The following is a 19,427-nucleotide window of genomic DNA, read 5'->3' as shown; positions in this document are numbered from 1 at the left end:
TATCAGCGAATAATGCTGAAGTGTCCTTTTAATGTACCAAAATTTTCAATGGAAATGTAATACCAGTAATCTGAAGCAGGTAGTGCTTTTCCATTAAAAGTCCCATCCCAGGCAAAGCCTTCCCCTCTTCCCGACTTCAATAATTTTCCATAGCGGTCAAAAATCCATATTTCAGAAGAGGAAAAATAACGTACTCCATTAAGTGTGAAAACATCATGATAACCATCTCCATTCGGCGTAATAAATTCAGGAATAACAATATGGGGAAATTCCTGGATTACTGTATTACAGCCTTGGGTATCTCTCATGTAGGCCGTGTAAATTCCGCCGGGAATATTTTGGAAGAGATTGGAATTTTGGAAGTTCACCCCGTCCAGGGAATATTCAAAAACACCCTCAAATTCCGGAACTATTTCTACAGTAGTGCCGCGGGAAAGCACCTCTTTTATGGCAGCCTGGTCTACCGCCGATACTGAAAAATGTTTTAACGCCTCACAGCCTTGTGGTGTAGTTACCCTTACCTGGTACTCCCCTGCCGAATTTACAGTAATTGACTGGCCGGTATCTCCCGTAGACCAAAAATAGGATAATCCGGAAATTCCGGCATCAAGGTTAATTCCAGCTTCGGAACAAATTTGCAGGGTTTCATCTGCAACTTCAGGAAGTTCATTAATAACTAATGTTACAGCAGTACGGGTACTTCCTTCACATTCGTATCCGCTTTTGACAGCTTCAGCATAAAAGGTGCCCTCATTTTGCGGGATAAAGGAACTCGTAGCTTCAGCTAAAAGATTTCCTCCAGAAGGAGCATCATACCAGTTCACGGTTTCATCTTCCGAAATACTTACACTAAGAGCCGGAATATTTTCATTTTCGCAAATAGTTCTATTTCCATTGTTTACAGGTGGCATTGGAATTTCCACAATTTTCACCAGGTAGGCCTCAGAAGCTGAACTGCAGAGATTACTGCTCAAATTTACAGGATCTTCCGCCACTTTTACCCTAAAGTAAGAAGTGTTTGACAGCTCCGGAGTAGTATAATTCAACGAAGTTGCTCCCACAATATCGTTCCAGGATTGGCCATCACTGCTTTCCTGCCACTGGTAATAATGAGTGGAATATACGCTGGAATCTGGATTGGCAGTAAGTTCCAAGCTTACGGGAGCATTATCTGGACAAACTATTACCTGAGCTGTACCTGTATCAGATTGTAGAGTGGTAAGGTCTCCGCAGGAGGCGAAAACAATATCGTCTATGGCCAGATCATTCCCGCAACCTCCGTTCCCGTTATTAAACATTTTTAGAATCACCGCATTTTGCCCTGGTTGGCTTTGGAAGGTGAGTGCATATTGCTCCCAACGGGGATTGGAGGAAGAGGCAATATCCCCTGTGTTTCCCCGGCTGAGGAGTTGGGTATCGGTTTCATCCCAAATTTCAAACCTTACATTTACCGGGATTCCTCCATTAGGGCAATTAGGATTTGCAGCATTATAAATATTCATTAGAAAAGCCGAGAATTCATAAGAAGTGTTTTCACATAAACCTGAAACTGTGGTACGGTAAAATTGTCCTGAGGTGTAATCTGCATTTACAATAAGAGCTCTTCCATTGGATAGTGTAGTAGACGGCAAATAGGTATGCCAGGCATCAATATAATTACCAATATCACTGGAAATTGTATACTGCCCGTCCTGCGGGTCTCCCGTGACATAACTGTAACTGGTAAGCCCTGCAGCCAGCGCCGGCCCCGTACCTGTACCCGAGCCAAAATCTTCATGAAATATTGGATCTCCTTTGCTCCCCGGGCAAAATCCCAATTGCGCAAAAGAGATTACAGGAAAAAGTAAAATCAAATAAAAAAAGCGGAATTTCAGCATCTCCCAAATGTATATTAAATCGAATAATTTTCTGCTATTCATTGAAACTGATGCATCAATTTTTCAAATTGGTAACTATTAGGCCAGTACTGTTCTTTTATATTTTTTTCAATTTTATGCATTCTTGTAAGAAATTCATCCTGTAGATTATGCTGAAGAACAAAATGAACGGCTTCTTCAAAAGATTTAAATATACTCCTGGTAAAACTCTCTTTCACTTCCTTATCTGCTGAAAAAGCCTGCGCAATTTCAATATTATACAACATCAAATCGGCAAGCATCACAGGATCCATCTCCAGTTTCCTGAAGTGTTTTATATATTTTTGAGCTATAGATCTTCTGGCTTTTGCCCTTTTTCTTCTCTCCGGAAAATATTCCCGGGAAATTTTAAATTTTGCTTCCTGTACCAGCTTCTCTTCATTTGGATTAAATACAAAGTCATAAAATGTCTTTACTTCTTTAAAACGGCCGTATAGATCCAGAATTTGAGATTCCAGTTCCTCTTTCTCCAGAGAATTAAGATATTGCTTTAAGGCTCTTTTGCTCATTTTGCACCTGTAAGATTAAATATATTATTCACTTTAGTTACCGCATTCAGGATATTTTCTGAAAGATCCCTAAGCCATTCCAGCTGGTGGTTTACCAGTTGTGCTTCCCGTAGTTTTATTCTCAATTCTGGATCAATTTCTTTTTTGCCGGCTTCCACTTCTTTTATTCGAATTTCCAGCAAATTTTCGTAGGATTTACTGAGCCCCCTTTTTGCCTCATCAACTTCAATAAAATTGTTATGATTCTCTGGAATTGCGGAAGTAACCAGCATTTCTTCAGCTTTTTCGATATTACGGCATATATAACCGGTCATTTTTTCAAAACTTTCTGAAGCTGAAGTCGTTTTATTGCTTCGTATAAAGGTGCCTAAAGAGGCAAGAGCAGAAAGAAAAGTCTGGTTTAAACTCACGAGTTTAAAAAGAAGAGCTATTTCTTTTTGCCTGGATTCCGGCTCCTGCGTAACCCGCTGAAAGGCTGCACTTAAATTCCCCATACAAATAAAGGCATGCTTCCTGGCCAGCTTATAACTCACCGGAAGTTCTCCTTTTATATGATAATGCGAATCAATTTCATTTAAATAGCTCTTATTGGCGCCAAGGCTGGCGATGAGTTGCTCCTTTACGCTGTGAACTTCCCATGCAGGCCATAAAAAATAATTTCCCATTGCAGCCAAAGCAGCCCCTATTAGGGTATCTAAAATGCGGTATTCAATAACATTTATCACATTTGGTTGCATAAGTGCGTAAATAAATATGATACTTAGAGTAATAAAGATGGCAGCCGTCCTGTAGTTTCTTTGAAGCAAAGAAAAAGCCATGGTGAGTGATCCTATTCCAAGAATGGTGTATATAATTTTATTCTGAACAATAAAAACAATACCGATGGCTATCGCTCCGCCAATTAAAGTACCTACAATCCGTTGTTTGGAGCGTTCTTTAGTAAGACCGTAGTTAGGTCGCATAATTACTACAATGGTGAGCAATATCCAATAGGCATTTTGAATAGAAAAGTAGATGCCAATAGAAAAACCTACAACAACAATTACCGCAAGCCTAAGGGAATGCCGGAAAATAGTTGAATTAAAATTGAAATTTTTCAGCAAAATGGAAGGACTGTAATCCTGCCTGCTCAAAAATTTAAGAACATCGCCTTTCTTTACCAGGGAATTATCTGCCTGATTTTTATTGCCTAGTGTAATAAAGATACTATTGATCTTTTGTACCTGCTCCTTTTGGTATGAATACAAATTGCGCAGCAGCAACATGCTTTCCCGCCGTTCATTTACCTCCATACTCTCCCTAAAGGTTTCAATGCTTTGCTCAAATTGGGAAAGAAAAGAATTCAGGTGATTGGCTGGAAACCTGCGCCCGTACTGAAGGTAAGCAGCAAGCGAGCCCAGATGGTCTGCCATGGCAGTTATTAAATCTTCCAGCGCTTCCAGTTGCTTCTCTTTATCTTTTAGAAGCACGTCCATTTTTTCATAATCCACGGGATTGGTCATGGCCAGTTCAAGGATATCCACCAAATCCACAAATGCCATTAACCTGTTTTCCTCAAAGTCATTATGTCCTGGGAAATTTCCGGAGCTTATAAGCGTTTCCCGCAGCCTTTCGTGTTTTTCGTTAAGATCGGTTTGGAGCGAAAACAGTTTTTCCTGAAGTTTGTTTCGCTTCTTCCGTCCGGTGAGCAGCTGTTTGCGCACCCTGAGGTAATCTGAAGTAATTTGCATAGCTTCCGCCAGGAGAACATCGGTTTCCTTCTTAGGCTTAATGGAATACCACAGGAGGCTTAATAGCAGGTACCATAATCCTCCGGCAAAAATTAACAGGCCCTGTTGCCATATTTCCAGGCCAGACTGAATTTTAGTGAAACTTAACACCACAGCGAGTAAACCGGAAAAACTCACCAGGGAAGCACGCAAACCATACACGGCAAGATAGCTTATGCCAAACATTAGCAATGCCAGCACAGGGATAAGAATGACTATACTTACCTGCGCATAGGCAGATAATACGGTAGAAACTGCCGCAAGCGCCGCGGCACAAACCAAACCAATAACCTTATGTCTCAGGCTGCCGGTAATGTTACTGGGAGAACATAATAAACAACCTTTTGCTATAGTTATTCCAATGACCAGGCTTGAAAAAGAGGAAAAAAGGCTTACAGGTACAACAATGGCAACAGTAAGTATCATGGCTTTAGAAAAGTCGGTACTCCTTAAAAAATCCAGGAATTTATGCAGGTTTCGGGATAATGATCTCAAGAAGAAAAACAGCTTTTAATTAGAACCAATTGTGGATAAAGTTAAGCTTTAATTACAGAACCTGCTGGGTGAAGCAATTCTTGACATTAAATTAGGATTTCATTTTTGCAGGAACCTCCTTTTACCACTAATTTGAGAAGAAAAGGTAAAATGAATAAAAGTATAAACTTAAAAAACAGGCCTTCAGGAAAACCAATACTGGAAGATTTCAAATTTGAAGATATTGAAACACCAGAAGCGGCAGAAGGACAACTATTGCTGAAGACTTTGTATGTAAGCGTAGATCCTTACTTAAGAGGCCGCATGCGCGACGAGAAATCTTACATTCCACCATTCAAAGTAGGTGAACCTCTTGAATCTATGGTAGTAGCTGAAGTAACAGAGTCAAAAAATGAAAATTTCAAGAAAGGAGACTTTGTAAGCGGGATGCTCAAATGGAAGAAAATTCAGATTTCGGATGGTAAGGGACTGAATAAAATTGATCGTAATTTAGCACCATTATCGGCATACCTTGGGGTACTTGGCCTTACCGGGATTACTGCATACCTGGGACTTGAAAAAATAGGGAAACTTAAGGAAGGGGAACATTTATTGGTTTCTGGTGCAGCCGGTGCTGTGGGAAGTGTTGTTGGGCAAATTGGCAAAATAAAGTCCTGCAAGGTAACCGGGATTGCCGGAACCGATGAAAAAATAGAAACGCTAAAGGAGAAATACGGATTTGATTCCGGCATAAACTACAAAAAAACCGGAAACATAAAATCTGCCATTGCAGAAGCCTGTGCACTGGGAGTGGATGTGTATTTTGACAATGTTGGGGGAGAAATTCTGGATGCTGCCATGGCAAGTATGAATAAATATGGCCGCGTAATTAATTGCGGGGCAATTTCTATCTATAATGCTGAAGAGCAGCCAACGGGACCAAGGCTGGAAACAGTTCTTATAAAGAAAAGTATTTCTATGCAGGGTTTTACAGTGAGGGATTATGCTGAAGATTTTCCTGATGCTATTAAACAGCTGGCTCAATGGCTAAAAGAAGGAAAATTAAAATATGAAGAAACCGTTGTGGAAGGATTTGAAAAAATTCCCCAGGCATTTTTAGATTTATTCGAGGGCAAAAATAAAGGAAAAATGGTGGTAAAGGTGAATTGATGCCATAAAGGATCTTCTTTAAAAGAATACCAAAAAACAAAAAAGCCGGCATTTCCGGCTTTTTTTGAACAGTATTTTAGTAAAGAATTATTTTTTTGGAGGTTGCGAAGGCCTTACTTCAATCTTGCTAGGTAAGGTACGTGGGTTCAGTTTTAAAAGATCCACCACTATTTCCCCAATATCTTCCGGCTGGATTTTCCATGCATCGGCTTCACCTGGTTCATGATCATTAAAATGGGTGGCCACAGAACCCGGCATAATTGTACTTACGTTTATTCCTTTTTGTCTTAAATCCAGCATAACGGCCTGGGTAAAACCGGTCACTCCAAACTTACTGGCATTATAGGCTGCCCCTCCTGCAAAGAAATTTGTTCCCGCCAGGCTGGAAATAGTTATTAAATAACCTTTAGATTTGCTTAAGGCATCTACCGCGGCTTTTGCACTGTAAAAAACGCCGGTAAGGTTAGTGTCTATAGTGTCCTGCCATTGCTGCGGGGTTAATTCTTCTATAGAACCAAAATTTCCCACTCCGGCATTAGCCACCATCACATCCAGCTGGCCCCATTCGTCAGTCACCTCTTTAATGGCTTTTTTCTGGCTTTCGTAATTACGTACATCGGCTTCCACTCCAATAATATCGCCTTTGGATTTTAATTTTCCCGCAGCTTCCTCAGCATTTTTCTTAGACCTACTGCTAATGGCCACCTTCATTCCTTTCTCAAGAAGAGATTGGGCAACTCCAAATCCAATTCCTTTGCTTCCGCCTGTTATAAACGCTACTTTTCCTTCTAATGAACTCATAAAAATTTTTTTTTGATTGTTTTTAAAGCTAACGAAGTTTAGTGATTCTTCCGAAAGATAAACAACTAAGATATTGTTAATTTTAGGGAAGTATCTTTCCATAAAATCTACGTTAAAATCTTTCAAAAAACCACAAAAAAGGTAACTTTGCAAAACCGAAAATGCTCCCTTGGAGCAGCCGGTATTCGTTTAACCTGATAATATTTATTTCATTGGAAAATATAAAAGCTCAAAATTTACTGAACAAGATTCACCGTGATCTAAACCGCAATGGGATCATTATAAATACTATTGTTGAAGAACTTAAGGATTTAAGGGCTTTGGTTGTAGAGGAAGGCAATCCCTTGTTAGCTAAAGTTATCAGGTTGGCCTATGAGCATATTCAGGCCAATAATGGCTTTGAAATTCCAATTCCTGATGATGAACCACTGGAGGATGAAGAGGATAATATTGAAGAAGAAACCAGCCAGACCAGTGGAGAGGAAAGTCTTGATTATTTATTGTCTCTAATGGCAGATCCTTCCAATAAGGTTAATGAAATTGAGCTTAGGGAGTATGTGAAGGCTTTTCAGGAGTTCGATTAATACCATTCTCCGAGACGGAAATTAGTTATTTCCAAAAAATCTTATTCAGCAGTGGATAAGTAAAATTGCTAAAAAAAGTAGATGAAAAAGAAGGCGAAATCTAAAAAGAAGTCGCGTATACGCCTATTGCACCAGTATTATGGCTATACAGGGTTCTATAGTTTTGTGTGGAAAAGCGTTAAAAAAGCAATTTTACCCATTATCCTTTTTATAGGTGCCTTACTGGCCCTGGACTTTTTTGTGTTGGATATAGAAAACATGCTGGTAACAGTAACCGAAACCTATTCCCCGTTTGGAATTATTAGTGTGTTTTTTATTTCAGAATCCCTGCTGGGGCTAATTCCTCCCGAACTTTTTATAGCCTGGTCCGGCAAATCCGGCAGCCCTATTCTTAATTTGTCACTGCTCGCCACCGCTTCTTATTGTGGCGGAATTGTATCCTATTATATAGGCAGAGGGATCACTAAAATTAATTATGTGCATGAGCAGCTGGAAGTAAAAATGGCTCAACATATTGCCAATACCCGCAAGTGGGGTGGTTTTTTAATTATTGTTGGGGCACTGCTTCCCATTCCATTCTCTATTACCAGCATTGCAGCCGGAATAATTAAATTTCCCTTCCCCAGCTACTTAATGTTTGGTTTGCTTCGCTATGTACGATTCTATCTTTATGCTCTGGTAATCTTTGAGATGGTGTAAGCCTCAGGAGCTGCTAAAATCTTCAAAATTATCACTAAACTTTTCCCAATTGGAACTCGCATGTTTTTGATTTAAAGTAAATTGAAAATTATCAAATGGATAAAATGTGAATTTAAAGGAATGGATTACAAGTTTAAGAAAATGGCCCGTACAGGTTACGTCGCCAAAGGTCTCGTGTATGCAATTACCGGTGTCCTTACTTTTCTGGCGGCTTTTAATCTTGGTGGACAAAAATCAGGAAAGCTTCAGGTAATAGAGTTTCTTGAAAAACAGCCTTGTGGAAATGCTATTCTATTCTTGATAGCCATAGGTTTTTTATGTTATTCCTGCTGGCGTTTTGTACAGGCAATAAAGGATCCGGAAGGAGAAGGCAAAGATGCGCAGGCAAAACTGGAACGTACTGGTTTTTTTGCCAGCGGATTTGTGTATTTACTCCTTGCAACATATACCGTATTACAGGTTTTTGGTAAAGATCAAGCGGCGGGAAGTACACCACAAAAACCCTCTTTTCTTGCAGGAGAAGCCGGGGTCTATATTTTTGCAATCATAGGATTAGGATTAATAATCGCCAGTTTTTACCAGTATAGAAAGGTGTTTACCGGTGCTTTTATGGATAATTTTAAGGAGAAATCGGTAAAGGAAACTAAAAGAAGAAGGACTATTGAAAATACTGGAAAACTGGGCCTTGCCGCCCGGGGGACAATTCTTGCAATTTTGGCCTATTTTTTTATCCACGCCGCAATCGTATCTAACACCACAGATATTAAAGGAACAGCAGATGCTTTTTCCTTCCTCCAGGAATTTTCATACGGTTCCTGGCTCATGGGCCTAGTAGCAGCAGGTTTGGTTTGCTATTCTATTTATGTTTTTATGATGGTAAGGTATCGGAAATTTTATGATTGAAAAATAGTTCTTTAATAATTAATAATAACCACTAAAAATCAAATAAAGATGTCAGTACTTACAATTATTCTAAATATTTTATTACCCCCTTTAGCCGTGTATATGAAACATGGAGTGGGATCTGCGTTACTAATTAGTATTATTCTTACTATAATAGGATGGATTCCTGGAGTGATACACGCATTCCTGGTAAATGGAACCAAGTAGATAAGTAGATGTTCTAGTAAAAAAAGCTGCAGATTTCTATTTGCAGCTTTTTTATAATGCGTGTAATTTTTTTAGCTTATAGATCCTTATCCTCCACAACGGTTTGCCACTTCCAGGCACTCTGCAGTGCTTCAGCCAGTGTAAGGTCGGCTTTCCATCCCAGTTCCTTATTCGCCTTTTCTGTATCTGCATAGGCAGCGATTACATCTCCTTCCCTCCTGCCAGCAATTTTATAAGGCAATCTTTGACCTGTAGATTCTTCAAAGGTTTTAATAACTTCAAGTACAGAATTTCCTTTTCCTGTTCCAAGATTAAAAACCTCGTAATTAGATTTTTCGCTGCCGTTAATTAAGCGTTGTAGGGCCACCACATGTGCTCTCGCCAGATCCATTACATGAATATAATCCCGGATGCAGGTACCATCCTCTGTAGGATAATCATCTCCAAAGACCGAAAGCTCTTTTCTTTTACCAATTGCCGTCTGGGTGATAAAAGGTACCAGGTTTTGAGGAGTTCCAATTGGCAGTTCCCCAATATCAGCTGAAGGGTGAGCTCCTATAGGATTAAAATATCTTAAAGATATTGCTTTAAGACCAGCATGAACCTTGCAGGTATCAGCAATAATTTCTTCCCCTATTTGTTTGGTATTTCCATAGGGAGATTCCGCTTTTTTAACCGGTGCATTTTCTGTGATCGGTAAATTATCTGCCTGCCCGTAAACCGTACAGGAAGAACTAAAAATAAAATGTGCCTTTGGCCTTTCAACTAATTCCTGTAAAATATATACCAGTGTGGAGAGGTTGTTTTCATAATAAAGTAAAGGATTTTCTACACTTTCACCTACGGCCTTAGAAGCTGCAAAATGAATTACACCTTCTATATCTGGATATTTTTGAAAAAAGTTTTTGACTTCCTGCTTATTCCGAAGATCCATTCTTTCAAATTCAGGCTCTTTCCCGGTAATTTTTGTTATTCCTGCTAAAACATCTATTGAAGAGTTGGAGAGATTGTCTATAATAACCACTTTAAACCCCTTTTCCTGAAGGGCTACTACGGTATGAGATCCAATAAAACCCAATCCTCCCGTAACTAAAATTTTCTTATTCATAAGTTTGGTTGTTGTTGCTGCAAATTAATAAAAAATTCCAGAAAAGGCTTACTTAAATACTATATCTGTCCCTCCTGTAATACCTAAATCCAGCTTCTGAAAAATTCTCTAAATCTAATGCTGATTTCTTTATATAATTTATCTTTGCACTCCTTAATTAAGAAATATGCAATTAAAGCATAAAAAAAGCATTTTTAAATGGATTAGCATCCTGGAAGGGATATCTTTTCTGGCCTTGCTACTGCTTGCGATGCCGTTAAAATACATTTTTGATCTACCGCAACCGGTGCAATATGTGGGAATGGCACACGGGCTGCTTTTTATTGCTTACGTCCTGCTGGCATTTTTACTCTTTAATGCCATGCCATGGAAAGCCAAAGATCTGGCTTTAATCCTGCTATTTTCGCTTATCCCCTTTGGGCCCTTCTATGTAGAAAGGAAATATCTTTAAATATGGATTTTAATCAGGAATTTGAAAATATAACCTGTATTGTAGAAAGAACTCTGGTTTCACAAGGAGTGAACACCATTGTGGCTTCTTACCTTAATATGCTGGTAAATCTGGGGGTGCTTCTTTTATTAGTATGGGTAATAAAATATATTATACGGCGCTTCGTAATAGAATCTTTTAAGGCATTCACAGATAAAACGGTCACAACATTTGACGATTTTCTTATCCAAAGCAATTTTCCAAAATATGTTGGGCAAATTGTACCCTTACTGCTGGTTTATTACGCGCTTCCTTATATTTTTGCTGATTTTCCCGCCTTACTGGAAGGTTCTTTTTTTTCATTTAATCTGTTTATCCTTCTTAATATTTACGCAATCATTCTTTGTATATGGATTGTGAGAAGCTTTATAAGGACTTCCAGAAACTACCTAAAGACAAGGGATGAATATGGTGATAAACCTATAGAAAGTTACAGCCAGGTATTTCTCATTATCCTTTGGGTGATTGGCTTCATGTTTATTTTTGCTGAAATTACCGGCGAGTCTGTGGTAAGTTTTGCCCTTTCGCTTGGTGCCGCTTCCGCCATATTACTGCTGGTTTTTAAAGATACTATTTTAGGATTTGTGGCTTCTATACAGGTTTCGGTTAATGATATTGTTCGTATTGGAGACTGGATTACTTTTAGCCGCTATGGCGCCGATGGGAATGTTACAGAAATCAACCTTGCCACTGTAAGGGTTCAAAACTGGGATAATACCTTTACCACCATCCCCACCTACAGCCTAATTTCGGATTCCTTCCAAAACTGGAGAGGAATGCAGGAAAGCCCGGGAAGGAGAATAAGACGGGCTATATACATCAAGCAAAATTCTGTAAGATTTCTTTCTTCAGAAGATCTTCAGCATTTAAAAAAAATAAAACTAATTTCTGACTATGTGGAAAACCGACAGAATGAAATAGAACGATACAACCAGAGGAACGGTGTGGATAAAAGCCTGGCCTTAAACGGAAGAAATCAAACCAATCTCGGAATATTTAGAAAATACGCTGATACTTACCTACATGAACATTCTGCCATCAATAAAGACCTGTATATCATTGTGAGGCAACTTGCTCCCACGGCGCAAGGGCTGCCGCTTGAAATCCTGTGTTTTAGCAAAGATAAGCGGTGGGAAAATTTTGAATATATTACGGCAGATATTTTTGATCATCTCATTGCAGCAATCCCTTTTTTCCATCTAAAACTTTTTGAATCCCCCTCAGGTGATGATTTTCAGCATTTAAAAATGGATGCTCCTCCTAAAGAAGTTTAAACTATATTAGCCCGAAATAATTCCCCATAATGAAATTAAAACCTTTTTTGAGGGGCTTTGGAATCCTTGCTATAGTACTCACAGTTATTCCCCTGGCTGCTGCAGACTACTGGTGGGTACGCATGTTTGATTATCCTCATATTCAACTTACCATTCTCACCATGGTGGCCCTGGTGGTGTATTTTGCAAGATTTAACATAAAATCCTGGAAAGATTATTCTTTTGTTGGCCTTCTTGCCATTTGTTTCCTTTTTCAAATGGTAAAGATATACCCATACCTTCCTCATAACGATTATGAAGTTGGCAATGCTTCCGCAGAAATCAGCAAAGCAAATACCATCCGTTTCTTTGCCGCTAATGTGTTGCAGAAAAATAAAAACTCAAAACTTTTAATTGAAGAGCTAAAAAAGGAAAATCCCGATATGGTTTTGCTTACAGAAACCAACAGCAAATGGAAATCTGAACTGGCAGAAGTTACTTCTAAATTCCCTTATAAAGTTGAAGCTCCGCTTAACAACACGTATGGCATGTTACTGTATTCCAGGCTAAAACTAAAAGATCCAAAAGTACATTATTTAATAGATGACAGTATTCCATCCATTCACAGTATTGTACAACTGGATTCAGGAAAGGAGATTCAGCTGTATGCCATTCACCCCACTCCGCCAATGCCCCAGCACAATCCATCTTCTACAGACAGGGATGCCGAGATGATGATGATTGCAAAAAGGGCCAGGGAATCTAAATTACCTGTGATAGTAGCCGGTGACTTTAACGATGTTGCCTGGTCTGGCACTACCGGTTTGTTCAAAAAGGTTGGAGGACTGCTGGATATTCGCGTGGGACGCGGCTTTTACAACACTTTCAATGCTGGCAGCAATATTTTACGATGGCCCCTGGACCACTTCTTTGTTTCAGAGGAATTCCGTCTGGTGAAATGCCAGGCAATGGCTGGCATAGATTCAGATCATTTTCCATTTTATATTACGGTAAGCCTGGAACCGGAAAGGGCTGAAGAACAAATTCCCGAAGCTCCTACCGCTAATCAATTAAAACGGGCTAACGATCAAATTGCTGCCGCCATCAAGAAACAAAGAGAAGAGAAAGAGGAAGAACAGAAGAAAAACCAGAAAAAACAGGCCCTGCTGCAGGAATAATGAGTTGAGGCTCCACTAATATCACAAAAACTTCTTTTTTCAGAAGCTTAATTGTATTTTAGTTTAAAACTCGTCCAGATGCAGCAGGCAAATGTGTATAATTCCACAACTATAGAGGATGCCTTTTCAAGGTTTTACAATAATTTTATCGAGCAGTTACCCGGCATAGGCCTGGGAATTTTAATTATTATCCTGGGCGTGCTTGTGGGAGGCTGGATTGGCAAGTTTGCCACCAAGCGCATTTCTTCCCGCACCCATGACCCATTAATGAGCCGGTTTTTAGGAAAAACCATTAGGTTTGTATTTGTAGTTACCGCTATTATGCTGGCATTGCGGGCTGCGGGTTTAGGTGGAATCGCGACCGGAGTGCTTACTGCAGCAGGGGCAAGTGCCCTGGTGCTTGGGTTTGCTTTTAAGGATATTGGGGAAAATTTTATCTCCGGAATTATTCTTGCGTTCAACCGCCCTTTTGATGTAGAAGATACCGTAGAAATAGGTGAAAATTTTGGAAAAGTAAAGGCACTGGAGTTTCGTTATACCAAGTTAAAAACATTTGACGGCAAAGACGTTTACATTCCCAACAGCGATGTTCTTACCAAACCGGTGACCAATTTTACTGAAGATGGGTTTTTTAGATGGAGCTTTATAATAGGAATTGCTTACGAAGATAATATTGATGGGGCAAAGCAAACGGTTATGGAAGCCCTGAGGAAAGAACCTATGGTTATTGAAGATGCAGAACACGAAAATTTTGTTATTGAAGATGAACTGGCCACAAGTACGGTAAACCTAAAAGTATTTTTTTGGGTAGACACCAAAGACTTTAGAAGAATGGCTTTAATTACAAAAGGAAATGTGGTAAGAACTGTAAAAGAAGCCCTCGAAGAACATGGATATTATATGCCGGCAGATATACAGGAAATTAAATTATATGGCGGGGAAACAGAGTTTCCAGTGCGCCTTGCCGAAAAACAAAAAGAGCAGCAAAAAGAAGGTTCTTAATTTTAATTTGCCAACCTGTCTTTTACAAATTCTACCTGGGTCTTCCCGTGGGGTTTTGAATGCCCGTTTTCATCAAGAGAAACCATCACGATTTTATCTATAGTAATTATAGTTTCACGGGTCATTTTGTTGCGCACCTCACACTTTAATGTTAAAGAAGCCGTACCAAATTTTACCACTTCAATTCCAATTTCCACAATATCTCCTTCCCTGGCCGAACTCCTAAAATCAATTTCACTCATATACTTAGTGACCGTTTTAGGATTTTCCAGCTGGATTATGCTGTAGAGTGCACATTCCTCATCAATCCATTCTAATAATTTACCCCCAAATAAGGTGCGGTTTGGATTTAAATCTCCGGGCTTAACCCATTTTCTGGTATGAAATCTCATGTTTTTTGTGCAATTATTACTCCAAGCCGGCTTTAATGCCTTACAGCTTTCAAAAGATAAGCCTGTAACTTAAAAATTATCATTAATAACCGGATCCTTAGGATTTATTTAATTGCAAGTTAAACAAAATCTCAAAAACAGGTCTCTTGTATAAATACACTTATAATAACTTCCACCAGAAAATTTGAATTATTTTTAAAGAAGTCCCCGTGCAGCGGTAATGATCTCTTGATGATCAAAAGCCAGATCAGGAAGTTTATCCAGTTCAAACCATTGAGCATCTCCTGCATCATCTCCCGGCTTGAGTTCTTCCTCACAAAATATACGGCTCAAAAATGCTATGGAAATCATTCTTCCCCGAGGATCCCTACCCGGTCTTCCAAAAGCTTTAATCTGTTCCATGGACTTTATCTCTACTCCTGTCTCTTCTTTCAATTCCCGTTTAGCGGCAGCTTCCAGCTCTTCCCCGTCTTCCATAAATCCTCCTGGCAACGCCCATTGCCCTTTAAAAGGATCATTTTTCCTTTTTACAAGTAGAACTTTAAAAAGATTTTCTACATTACATAAAACCACGCTATCTACTGTTATAGCAATATCCTGATTGCTCATTTTCTATAAGGTTTTTGGTATTTGAATATCTGTTTTAAACTTTTCATTAAAATTTTTAATGAAGTAAGCCGACAATAAAGGAGACGCTTCTTCAAGATTTTGATGAACAAAAAAATAGAGGTTTTTTAAACCTAATTTATACCATTCTTCTATCTTTTCCAGCCAATCGTCTAGCCTGGAATAGTCAGACTCATGGTTGGACCCGTTATAGCGAATAAAAGCAGTATCACTGGTAAGTCTCATGTGCAGCAAATCCCTTCTGCCCGCACTGTCTGTAATTATGCTGGCAATATTGTATTTTATAAGAATATCATTAAGCTTATTGGCTACGGCAGCGTCATTATACCAGTCTGTATGCCGTAATTCTGCTGCCAAAGGAATTTCCTTTGGCCAGTGGTTAAAAAAAGGTTCCAGACGGTCTATATATTTAGGCTGGAAATTATCTGGCATCTGAAGAAAAACCATTCCCAATTTTTCTTTGAGCGGCAACATATTGGTTACCACATCATCCACAAGAGTTTCACAGTCATTAAGCCGTTTTAAATGGCTCACCAGCCTGGGGACTTTTGGAAAAAATTTAAAATCTCCTTCTGCCTTTTCTTCCCATTTTTGAAATTGTGCCTCCGGAAAAATTCTGTAAAAGGAGGCGTTTAATTCTATAGAATTAAACTGGGTGCTGTAATAACTGAGCTCATCTTTTGTACCCCTGGGATAAAAATTTTTAAGATCTGTACGGTTCCATTTTGCACAGCCAATTCTAACATCCTTAAATTCTTCAGGTTTATACTCTGAAAGTATTTTTTTGGTTTGTGCATGAGTAGCCGGAAGAGAAAAATCTACATCTTCCGGGTGTTCTACTTTTCCGAATTTCATTTAAATTTCTTTAATATTTATTGAAATATACTGTTTTTTTGTTCAGGAACTCCCTAATCCCATGTTCTGAAAGTTCCCGGCCATAACCTGATTCCTTAGTCCCCCCAAAAGGAAGCCGCGGATCACTTTTTACCAGTTCATTAATAAATACCGCGCCATCATCAAATTGAGGCACCAGTTTCTTTGCAAAGTCAAAATCTTCAGTAAAAATAGAAACTCCAAGTCCAAAAGAAGAGCTGTTTACCAGGTCTACGGCTTCCTGTTCATCTCTAAAAGTAGTTACTGAGATGGCTGGACCAAAGGTTTCTTCTTCAAAAACAGCCATTCCCTTAGTTACATTACCTACTATGGTGGGTTCATAATACGCATGATCCCTTTTGCCACCTAACAGTATTTGGGCGCCCTGCTCTACCGACCTGTTTACCTGGTCTTCCAGATCTTTTGCCAGATCTTCCCTGGCCAAAACACCAATATAGGTTTCCTCCTCAAGAGGATCGCCGCTCTTTAAATCTTTTACTGCCTCCAGAAATAATTTCATAAATTTTTTTTCAATATTTTCTTGAAGTAGCAGGCGTTTGCCGGATATACAACTCTGTCCCGTATTTTGAAATCTCGCCTGCACACATGTTTTTACTGCTTCCTGCAGGTTAGCATCTTCAAAAACCACAAGAGCATTGCTTCCCCCAAGTTCCAAAACCGATTTTTTAATATTTTTCGCGGCAACTGAAGCTACGGCGCTTCCTGCAGGTTTACTCCCGGTTAACGTTACTGCCTTTATTCTTTTGTCTTTTATAATAGCTTCCACTTTTTTACTTCCAATAACCAGGTTTTGGAAGCATCCTTCAGGGAAACCAGCCCTTTCAAAAACTTTTTGAATATTATTGGCAGATTTCATTACATTGCTGGCATGCTTCAGCACTCCAATATTTCCTGCCATTAAGGCCGGCGCTGCAAACCTGAATACCTGCCAGAAAGGAAAATTCCACGGCATTACTGCCAGTACAACCCCCAGGGGTTCATAACGCACATAACTATCTGCCGCATCTGTTGCAATTTTTTCATCTGCAAGTTGCTCTTCGGCATTTTCAGCATAATATTCACAGACCCACGCGCATTTCTCAATTTCAGAAACAGCTTGTTTAATAGGTTTGCCCATTTCAAGGGTTATATCTTTAGCATACTCCTGCTTATTCTCTTTTAGCTCTTCCGCAGCAGCTTTCATGAGTTTTGAACGCTCTGTAAAAGATGTTTTTCTCCATGATTTGAAGGTTAAAGTGGCCTTTTCCAGGGCCTCATCTATTTGGTCTTTAGTATATTCTTCAAATTTTTGAATCTCCTGGCCGTTGTATGGGTTTTTTGAAACAATCATTTTTCTTTTTCTTTTTATCAATTCTATTAAATATAAAAAGAAGTACAGGACATGCAGGGCCGATTAAGAGGATTTTAACTTGCCTGCTATTGTTTATAAGTAGTTTACAAGTATGGTCTTAAAGAGAAAATTTATGCCGCAGAATGCTTAAATTTAAGAAACTTTACCGGCTATGAATGCACGAGACCTTCATTTAATCGAGTTAAGACCAGAAATTCCTTCAGCAAAAGTTTCTGAAAACATGAGCCTTGATGAGCAGTTTCAAAATCGTACTTTAAGGCCTGTTGCCAAGCTTCAGAATGAATTATTACTTGCTGTTTTTCGTAATTATGTTTCTAAACATAAAAATGTCTTTTATGACATGAGCCTGGAAAAACGCCTTAAGTATGTTGAGAATGCTATTCAAAAGGATATTAAATTCAGGAATTCCCTGAAAGGAATCATCATAGGGCAGTTCACCCTACAGGAGTATGATGCGTATATTAAAAATTCTTCTGCCTTAAACAAACGCATGATGAATATAGTAAAAGAACGCTTACAGGATAATCTCCAGCTTCTAGAACGAGATATGGTATATTAAAAGGCCCAGCAAAATGGTTATTGCGAAGCTCATAAGGGTTCCAATAAGCACATATTCTGTTTGTTTTCTTGCTCCTGCTTCAGACTTATCACTAAATCTAAGAATAGATTTTGCCGCTATTAAAAATCCTATTGCTGAAAAGTTACCGGTTAAAATAAAGGTAAGCACCAGAATTCTTTCAAAAATACCAATATACCGCCCTGCAGCCTCCAGACTTACGCTTTTTCCATCCTCAAGAAGTTCATTATGCCAGCGCTGTGTTGCTTTTCCTATTATAAAACCTACCGGAAAAATCACGGTAAGATAACCGGTTATGATAGCCAGTACGGCTGTAGAAGAGAAAAACTGTACTACAAAAGGAAGCAATTGCTTAAAACCGTAAGTAAGATAAAGCCATACTGCCAGAATTACTAATAAATGAAACAGCTGGTCCAAAAGGAATACGGGCAGATTATCTTTTTTATGCTTTAATTTCCAGTAATCTATAATACAATGGGTTAAAGAAATAAATAAAGCTACATACCATAACTCCCACCTTATTAGAAGGAGATAGGTGAGCAATCCTGCAATAATAGAATGTAGGTATAAATAAACAGAAGCCGCCTTATACTGGCGTTTATGTAATACCCATTTTGTAGGCTGAAAAACAAAATCTGTAAGGATATGGGCCAACAAGAGTTGCAGGAAAATGAGCAAAGGCATCATAGGCTGAATTTTTCAGAAATTACTTTTTCATACCTTTCCAACAAAGAAGAAATAGCTTCCCAGCCGGCAGCTTTTTTTCTCTGGTTCACGGCAGATTGGCTTATATTTAGCTTATCTGCTATTTCCTGCTCTTTATAACCATGCAGGAGATAAAAAATCACTTCTGCGGAAGCGGTACTCCATTTATTAATGAACGTATCCAGGAGCAACAGGCTGCTGTTAAACTCTCCATTGATGTTCTCGTCTGGTGTTTTAAGCATTAACGTTCTTCCAGATTTTTTCATTTCATCTAATGTACGGCCTGAAAACTGAAATGCCTGCCCGTTGGATTCTGCAATTTCATCCCTTACAAAATCATATGCTCCTATTCCTATTGCTGTTTTTGAATCTGCCTCTATAGAAAGGGCTTTTCCAGGATTTTTACCGGTGGAAATTTTGTTGATAGCAGCCTTTAGAGTGATGGCAATATGTAGGGCTTTTCCAGGATTTTTGATAATCCCCTGGAAACTGTCTCCACGGTAAATTCTAAAGCTGGTTCCTTGGCCATGCTTCTCTTGTATTTTTTTAAATTCTTCATTTAATACGGCTATTGCCCGCGATAGCAGCTCCTGGCTGTATCCGGAAGAATTAATAAGATCTGCAGTAATTACGGCTATCATATTTCAAATATAAGTTTTATTAGGCTAAAAACTAATATTTACACTTTATAAGTTTTAAGGCTTATAATAATGCTGAATAAGGACATAGGCTTATAAAAATAAAAGTAAATAAAACTGCTTATTAAACTTTTGCTAAATATTCTTTCAGGTATAGTATGATACCTAATTTTAAGAAAA

General features: G+C 38.8%; 21 protein-coding genes. 10 read left to right on the top strand and 11 right to left on the bottom strand.

Translation table 11 applies throughout. From position 1 onward, the window contains the following. Window positions 1-2 precede the first annotated feature (2 nt). The 3 genes from AB8M93_RS12875 to AB8M93_RS12865 form a co-directional block, all read right to left on the bottom strand. Complete coding sequence (locus tag AB8M93_RS12875) at window positions 3-1,853, bottom strand: T9SS type B sorting domain-containing protein (RefSeq protein ID WP_373058295.1); 1,851 nt, start codon at window positions 1,851-1,853, stop codon at window positions 3-5. Window positions 1,854-1,915: 62 nt separating this feature from the next. Beyond that, window positions 1,916-2,425, bottom strand: coding sequence for a DUF6155 family protein (locus tag AB8M93_RS12870; protein WP_373058293.1), 510 nt, complete (start codon window positions 2,423-2,425; stop codon window positions 1,916-1,918). Further along, window positions 2,422-4,689: an FUSC family protein gene (locus tag AB8M93_RS12865; RefSeq protein WP_373058291.1), complete on the bottom strand. Its 2,268-nt coding sequence runs from the start codon at window positions 4,687-4,689 to the stop codon at window positions 2,422-2,424. Before AB8M93_RS12865 ends, AB8M93_RS12870 begins: the two co-directional genes overlap by 4 nt. A gap of 150 nt (window positions 4,690-4,839) precedes the next feature. Here AB8M93_RS12865 and AB8M93_RS12860 point away from each other — a divergent pair, with 150 nt between their 5' ends. Beyond that, window positions 4,840-5,838 carry an NADP-dependent oxidoreductase gene (locus AB8M93_RS12860; protein ID WP_373058289.1) on the top strand — a complete coding sequence of 333 codons (999 nt, stop codon included), beginning with the start codon at window positions 4,840-4,842 and terminating at the stop codon, window positions 5,836-5,838. An 87-nt stretch (window positions 5,839-5,925) separates the two neighbouring features. Here AB8M93_RS12860 and AB8M93_RS12855 read toward each other — a convergent pair whose 3' ends face one another. After that, window positions 5,926-6,639, bottom strand: coding sequence for an SDR family oxidoreductase (locus AB8M93_RS12855; protein ID WP_373058287.1), 714 nt, complete (start codon window positions 6,637-6,639; stop codon window positions 5,926-5,928). 212 nt (window positions 6,640-6,851) lie between these two features. Here AB8M93_RS12855 and AB8M93_RS12850 point away from each other — a divergent pair, with 212 nt between their 5' ends. The 4 genes from AB8M93_RS12850 to AB8M93_RS12835 all read left to right on the top strand — a co-directional run bounded on the left by AB8M93_RS12850 (window position 6,852) and on the right by AB8M93_RS12835 (window position 9,032). After that, a complete protein-coding gene (locus AB8M93_RS12850) occupies window positions 6,852-7,223 on the top strand; it encodes a hypothetical protein (protein ID WP_373058285.1) in 372 nt (123 codons plus the stop codon). An 81-nt stretch (window positions 7,224-7,304) separates the two neighbouring features. Further along, window positions 7,305-7,922, top strand: coding sequence for a YqaA family protein (locus AB8M93_RS12845; RefSeq protein WP_373058283.1), 618 nt, complete (start codon window positions 7,305-7,307; stop codon window positions 7,920-7,922). A 120-nt stretch (window positions 7,923-8,042) separates the two neighbouring features. Further along, a complete protein-coding gene (locus AB8M93_RS12840; RefSeq protein WP_373058281.1) occupies window positions 8,043-8,825 on the top strand; it encodes a DUF1206 domain-containing protein in 783 nt (260 codons plus the stop codon). A 48-nt stretch (window positions 8,826-8,873) separates the two neighbouring features. Continuing rightward, window positions 8,874-9,032, top strand: a complete 159-nt coding sequence (locus AB8M93_RS12835) for a YqaE/Pmp3 family membrane protein (protein WP_373058279.1) — start codon at window positions 8,874-8,876, stop codon at window positions 9,030-9,032. A gap of 76 nt (window positions 9,033-9,108) precedes the next feature. Here AB8M93_RS12835 and galE read toward each other — a convergent pair whose 3' ends face one another. Further along, entirely contained in the window at window positions 9,109-10,140 is a 1,032-nt protein-coding gene (gene galE / locus AB8M93_RS12830; protein WP_373058277.1) for a UDP-glucose 4-epimerase GalE, read from the bottom strand. 166 nt (window positions 10,141-10,306) lie between these two features. On the opposite strand from galE, the gene AB8M93_RS12825 reads away from it, so the two are divergent. The 4 genes from AB8M93_RS12825 (at window position 10,307) to AB8M93_RS12810 (ending at window position 14,063) form a co-directional block, all read left to right on the top strand. After that, a complete protein-coding gene (locus tag AB8M93_RS12825; RefSeq protein ID WP_373058275.1) occupies window positions 10,307-10,591 on the top strand; it encodes a DUF3817 domain-containing protein in 285 nt (94 codons plus the stop codon). 2 nt (window positions 10,592-10,593) lie between these two features. Beyond that, window positions 10,594-11,904, top strand: a complete 1,311-nt coding sequence (locus AB8M93_RS12820) for a mechanosensitive ion channel family protein (RefSeq protein WP_373058273.1) — start codon at window positions 10,594-10,596, stop codon at window positions 11,902-11,904. A 29-nt stretch (window positions 11,905-11,933) separates the two neighbouring features. After that, entirely contained in the window at window positions 11,934-13,061 is a 1,128-nt protein-coding gene (locus AB8M93_RS12815) for an endonuclease/exonuclease/phosphatase family protein (RefSeq protein ID WP_373058271.1), read from the top strand. A gap of 78 nt (window positions 13,062-13,139) precedes the next feature. Continuing rightward, window positions 13,140-14,063, top strand: a complete 924-nt coding sequence (locus tag AB8M93_RS12810; protein WP_373058269.1) for a mechanosensitive ion channel family protein — start codon at window positions 13,140-13,142, stop codon at window positions 14,061-14,063. A gap of 2 nt (window positions 14,064-14,065) precedes the next feature. Here AB8M93_RS12810 and AB8M93_RS12805 read toward each other — a convergent pair whose 3' ends face one another. From AB8M93_RS12805 to AB8M93_RS12790, 4 genes are all read right to left on the bottom strand, one after another. Then, window positions 14,066-14,455: an acyl-CoA thioesterase gene (locus AB8M93_RS12805; RefSeq protein WP_373058267.1), complete on the bottom strand. Its 390-nt coding sequence runs from the start codon at window positions 14,453-14,455 to the stop codon at window positions 14,066-14,068. 195 nt (window positions 14,456-14,650) lie between these two features. Next, window positions 14,651-15,064: an NUDIX domain-containing protein gene (locus AB8M93_RS12800; protein ID WP_373058265.1), complete on the bottom strand. Its 414-nt coding sequence runs from the start codon at window positions 15,062-15,064 to the stop codon at window positions 14,651-14,653. A gap of 3 nt (window positions 15,065-15,067) precedes the next feature. Then, window positions 15,068-15,937 carry a DUF72 domain-containing protein gene (locus AB8M93_RS12795; protein WP_373058263.1) on the bottom strand — a complete coding sequence of 290 codons (870 nt, stop codon included), beginning with the start codon at window positions 15,935-15,937 and terminating at the stop codon, window positions 15,068-15,070. Between the two features lie 10 nt (window positions 15,938-15,947). Next, on the bottom strand, window positions 15,948-17,306 hold the full coding sequence (locus AB8M93_RS12790; RefSeq protein ID WP_373058261.1) for an NAD-dependent succinate-semialdehyde dehydrogenase: 1,359 nt from the start codon (window positions 17,304-17,306) through the stop codon (window positions 15,948-15,950). A 172-nt stretch (window positions 17,307-17,478) separates the two neighbouring features. On the opposite strand from AB8M93_RS12790, the gene AB8M93_RS12785 reads away from it, so the two are divergent. After that, complete coding sequence (locus tag AB8M93_RS12785) at window positions 17,479-17,886, top strand: glyoxalase (RefSeq protein ID WP_373058259.1); 408 nt, start codon at window positions 17,479-17,481, stop codon at window positions 17,884-17,886. On the opposite strand, the gene AB8M93_RS12780 is transcribed toward AB8M93_RS12785, so the two are convergent. Further along, window positions 17,863-18,591: a DUF3307 domain-containing protein gene (locus tag AB8M93_RS12780; RefSeq protein ID WP_373058257.1), complete on the bottom strand. Its 729-nt coding sequence runs from the start codon at window positions 18,589-18,591 to the stop codon at window positions 17,863-17,865. The genes AB8M93_RS12785 and AB8M93_RS12780 overlap by 24 nt on opposite strands. Next, the gene (locus AB8M93_RS12775; protein WP_373058255.1) at window positions 18,588-19,250 is read right to left on the bottom strand and encodes a SatD family protein; all 663 of its coding nucleotides are present in this window, start codon (window positions 19,248-19,250) and stop codon (window positions 18,588-18,590) included. The genes AB8M93_RS12780 and AB8M93_RS12775 overlap by 4 nt, the downstream gene beginning before the upstream one ends. Window positions 19,251-19,427 lie beyond the last annotated feature (177 nt).

Source organism: Autumnicola aciditolerans, from assembly GCF_041679265.1.
Taxonomy (GTDB): Bacteria; Bacteroidota; Bacteroidia; order Flavobacteriales; family Flavobacteriaceae; genus Autumnicola.
The sequence above is the reverse complement of the archived record's forward strand: the minus strand, read 5'-3'. Positions and strand labels throughout refer to the sequence as shown.

Coding starts and splice junctions, on each gene's coding strand:
- AB8M93_RS12870 (WP_373058293.1), bottom strand. CDS start 2,425: ATGAGCAAAAGAGCCTTAAAGCAATATCTTAATTCTCTGGAGAAAGAG.
- AB8M93_RS12860 (WP_373058289.1), top strand. CDS start 4,840: ATGAATAAAAGTATAAACTTAAAAAACAGGCCTTCAGGAAAACCAATA.
- AB8M93_RS12855 (WP_373058287.1), bottom strand. CDS start 6,639: ATGAGTTCATTAGAAGGAAAAGTAGCGTTTATAACAGGCGGAAGCAAA.
- AB8M93_RS12845 (WP_373058283.1), top strand. CDS start 7,305: ATGAAAAAGAAGGCGAAATCTAAAAAGAAGTCGCGTATACGCCTATTG.
- AB8M93_RS12840 (WP_373058281.1), top strand. CDS start 8,043: ATGGATTACAAGTTTAAGAAAATGGCCCGTACAGGTTACGTCGCCAAA.
- AB8M93_RS12835 (WP_373058279.1), top strand. CDS start 8,874: ATGTCAGTACTTACAATTATTCTAAATATTTTATTACCCCCTTTAGCC.
- galE (WP_373058277.1), bottom strand. CDS start 10,140: ATGAATAAGAAAATTTTAGTTACGGGAGGATTGGGTTTTATTGGATCT.
- AB8M93_RS12825 (WP_373058275.1), top strand. CDS start 10,307: ATGCAATTAAAGCATAAAAAAAGCATTTTTAAATGGATTAGCATCCTG.
- AB8M93_RS12820 (WP_373058273.1), top strand. CDS start 10,594: ATGGATTTTAATCAGGAATTTGAAAATATAACCTGTATTGTAGAAAGA.
- AB8M93_RS12815 (WP_373058271.1), top strand. CDS start 11,934: ATGAAATTAAAACCTTTTTTGAGGGGCTTTGGAATCCTTGCTATAGTA.
- AB8M93_RS12810 (WP_373058269.1), top strand. CDS start 13,140: ATGCAGCAGGCAAATGTGTATAATTCCACAACTATAGAGGATGCCTTT.
- AB8M93_RS12805 (WP_373058267.1), bottom strand. CDS start 14,455: ATGAGATTTCATACCAGAAAATGGGTTAAGCCCGGAGATTTAAATCCA.
- AB8M93_RS12800 (WP_373058265.1), bottom strand. CDS start 15,064: ATGAGCAATCAGGATATTGCTATAACAGTAGATAGCGTGGTTTTATGT.
- AB8M93_RS12795 (WP_373058263.1), bottom strand. CDS start 15,937: ATGAAATTCGGAAAAGTAGAACACCCGGAAGATGTAGATTTTTCTCTT.
- AB8M93_RS12790 (WP_373058261.1), bottom strand. CDS start 17,306: ATGATTGTTTCAAAAAACCCATACAACGGCCAGGAGATTCAAAAATTT.
- AB8M93_RS12785 (WP_373058259.1), top strand. CDS start 17,479: ATGAATGCACGAGACCTTCATTTAATCGAGTTAAGACCAGAAATTCCT.
- AB8M93_RS12780 (WP_373058257.1), bottom strand. CDS start 18,591: ATGATGCCTTTGCTCATTTTCCTGCAACTCTTGTTGGCCCATATCCTT.
- AB8M93_RS12775 (WP_373058255.1), bottom strand. CDS start 19,250: ATGATAGCCGTAATTACTGCAGATCTTATTAATTCTTCCGGATACAGC.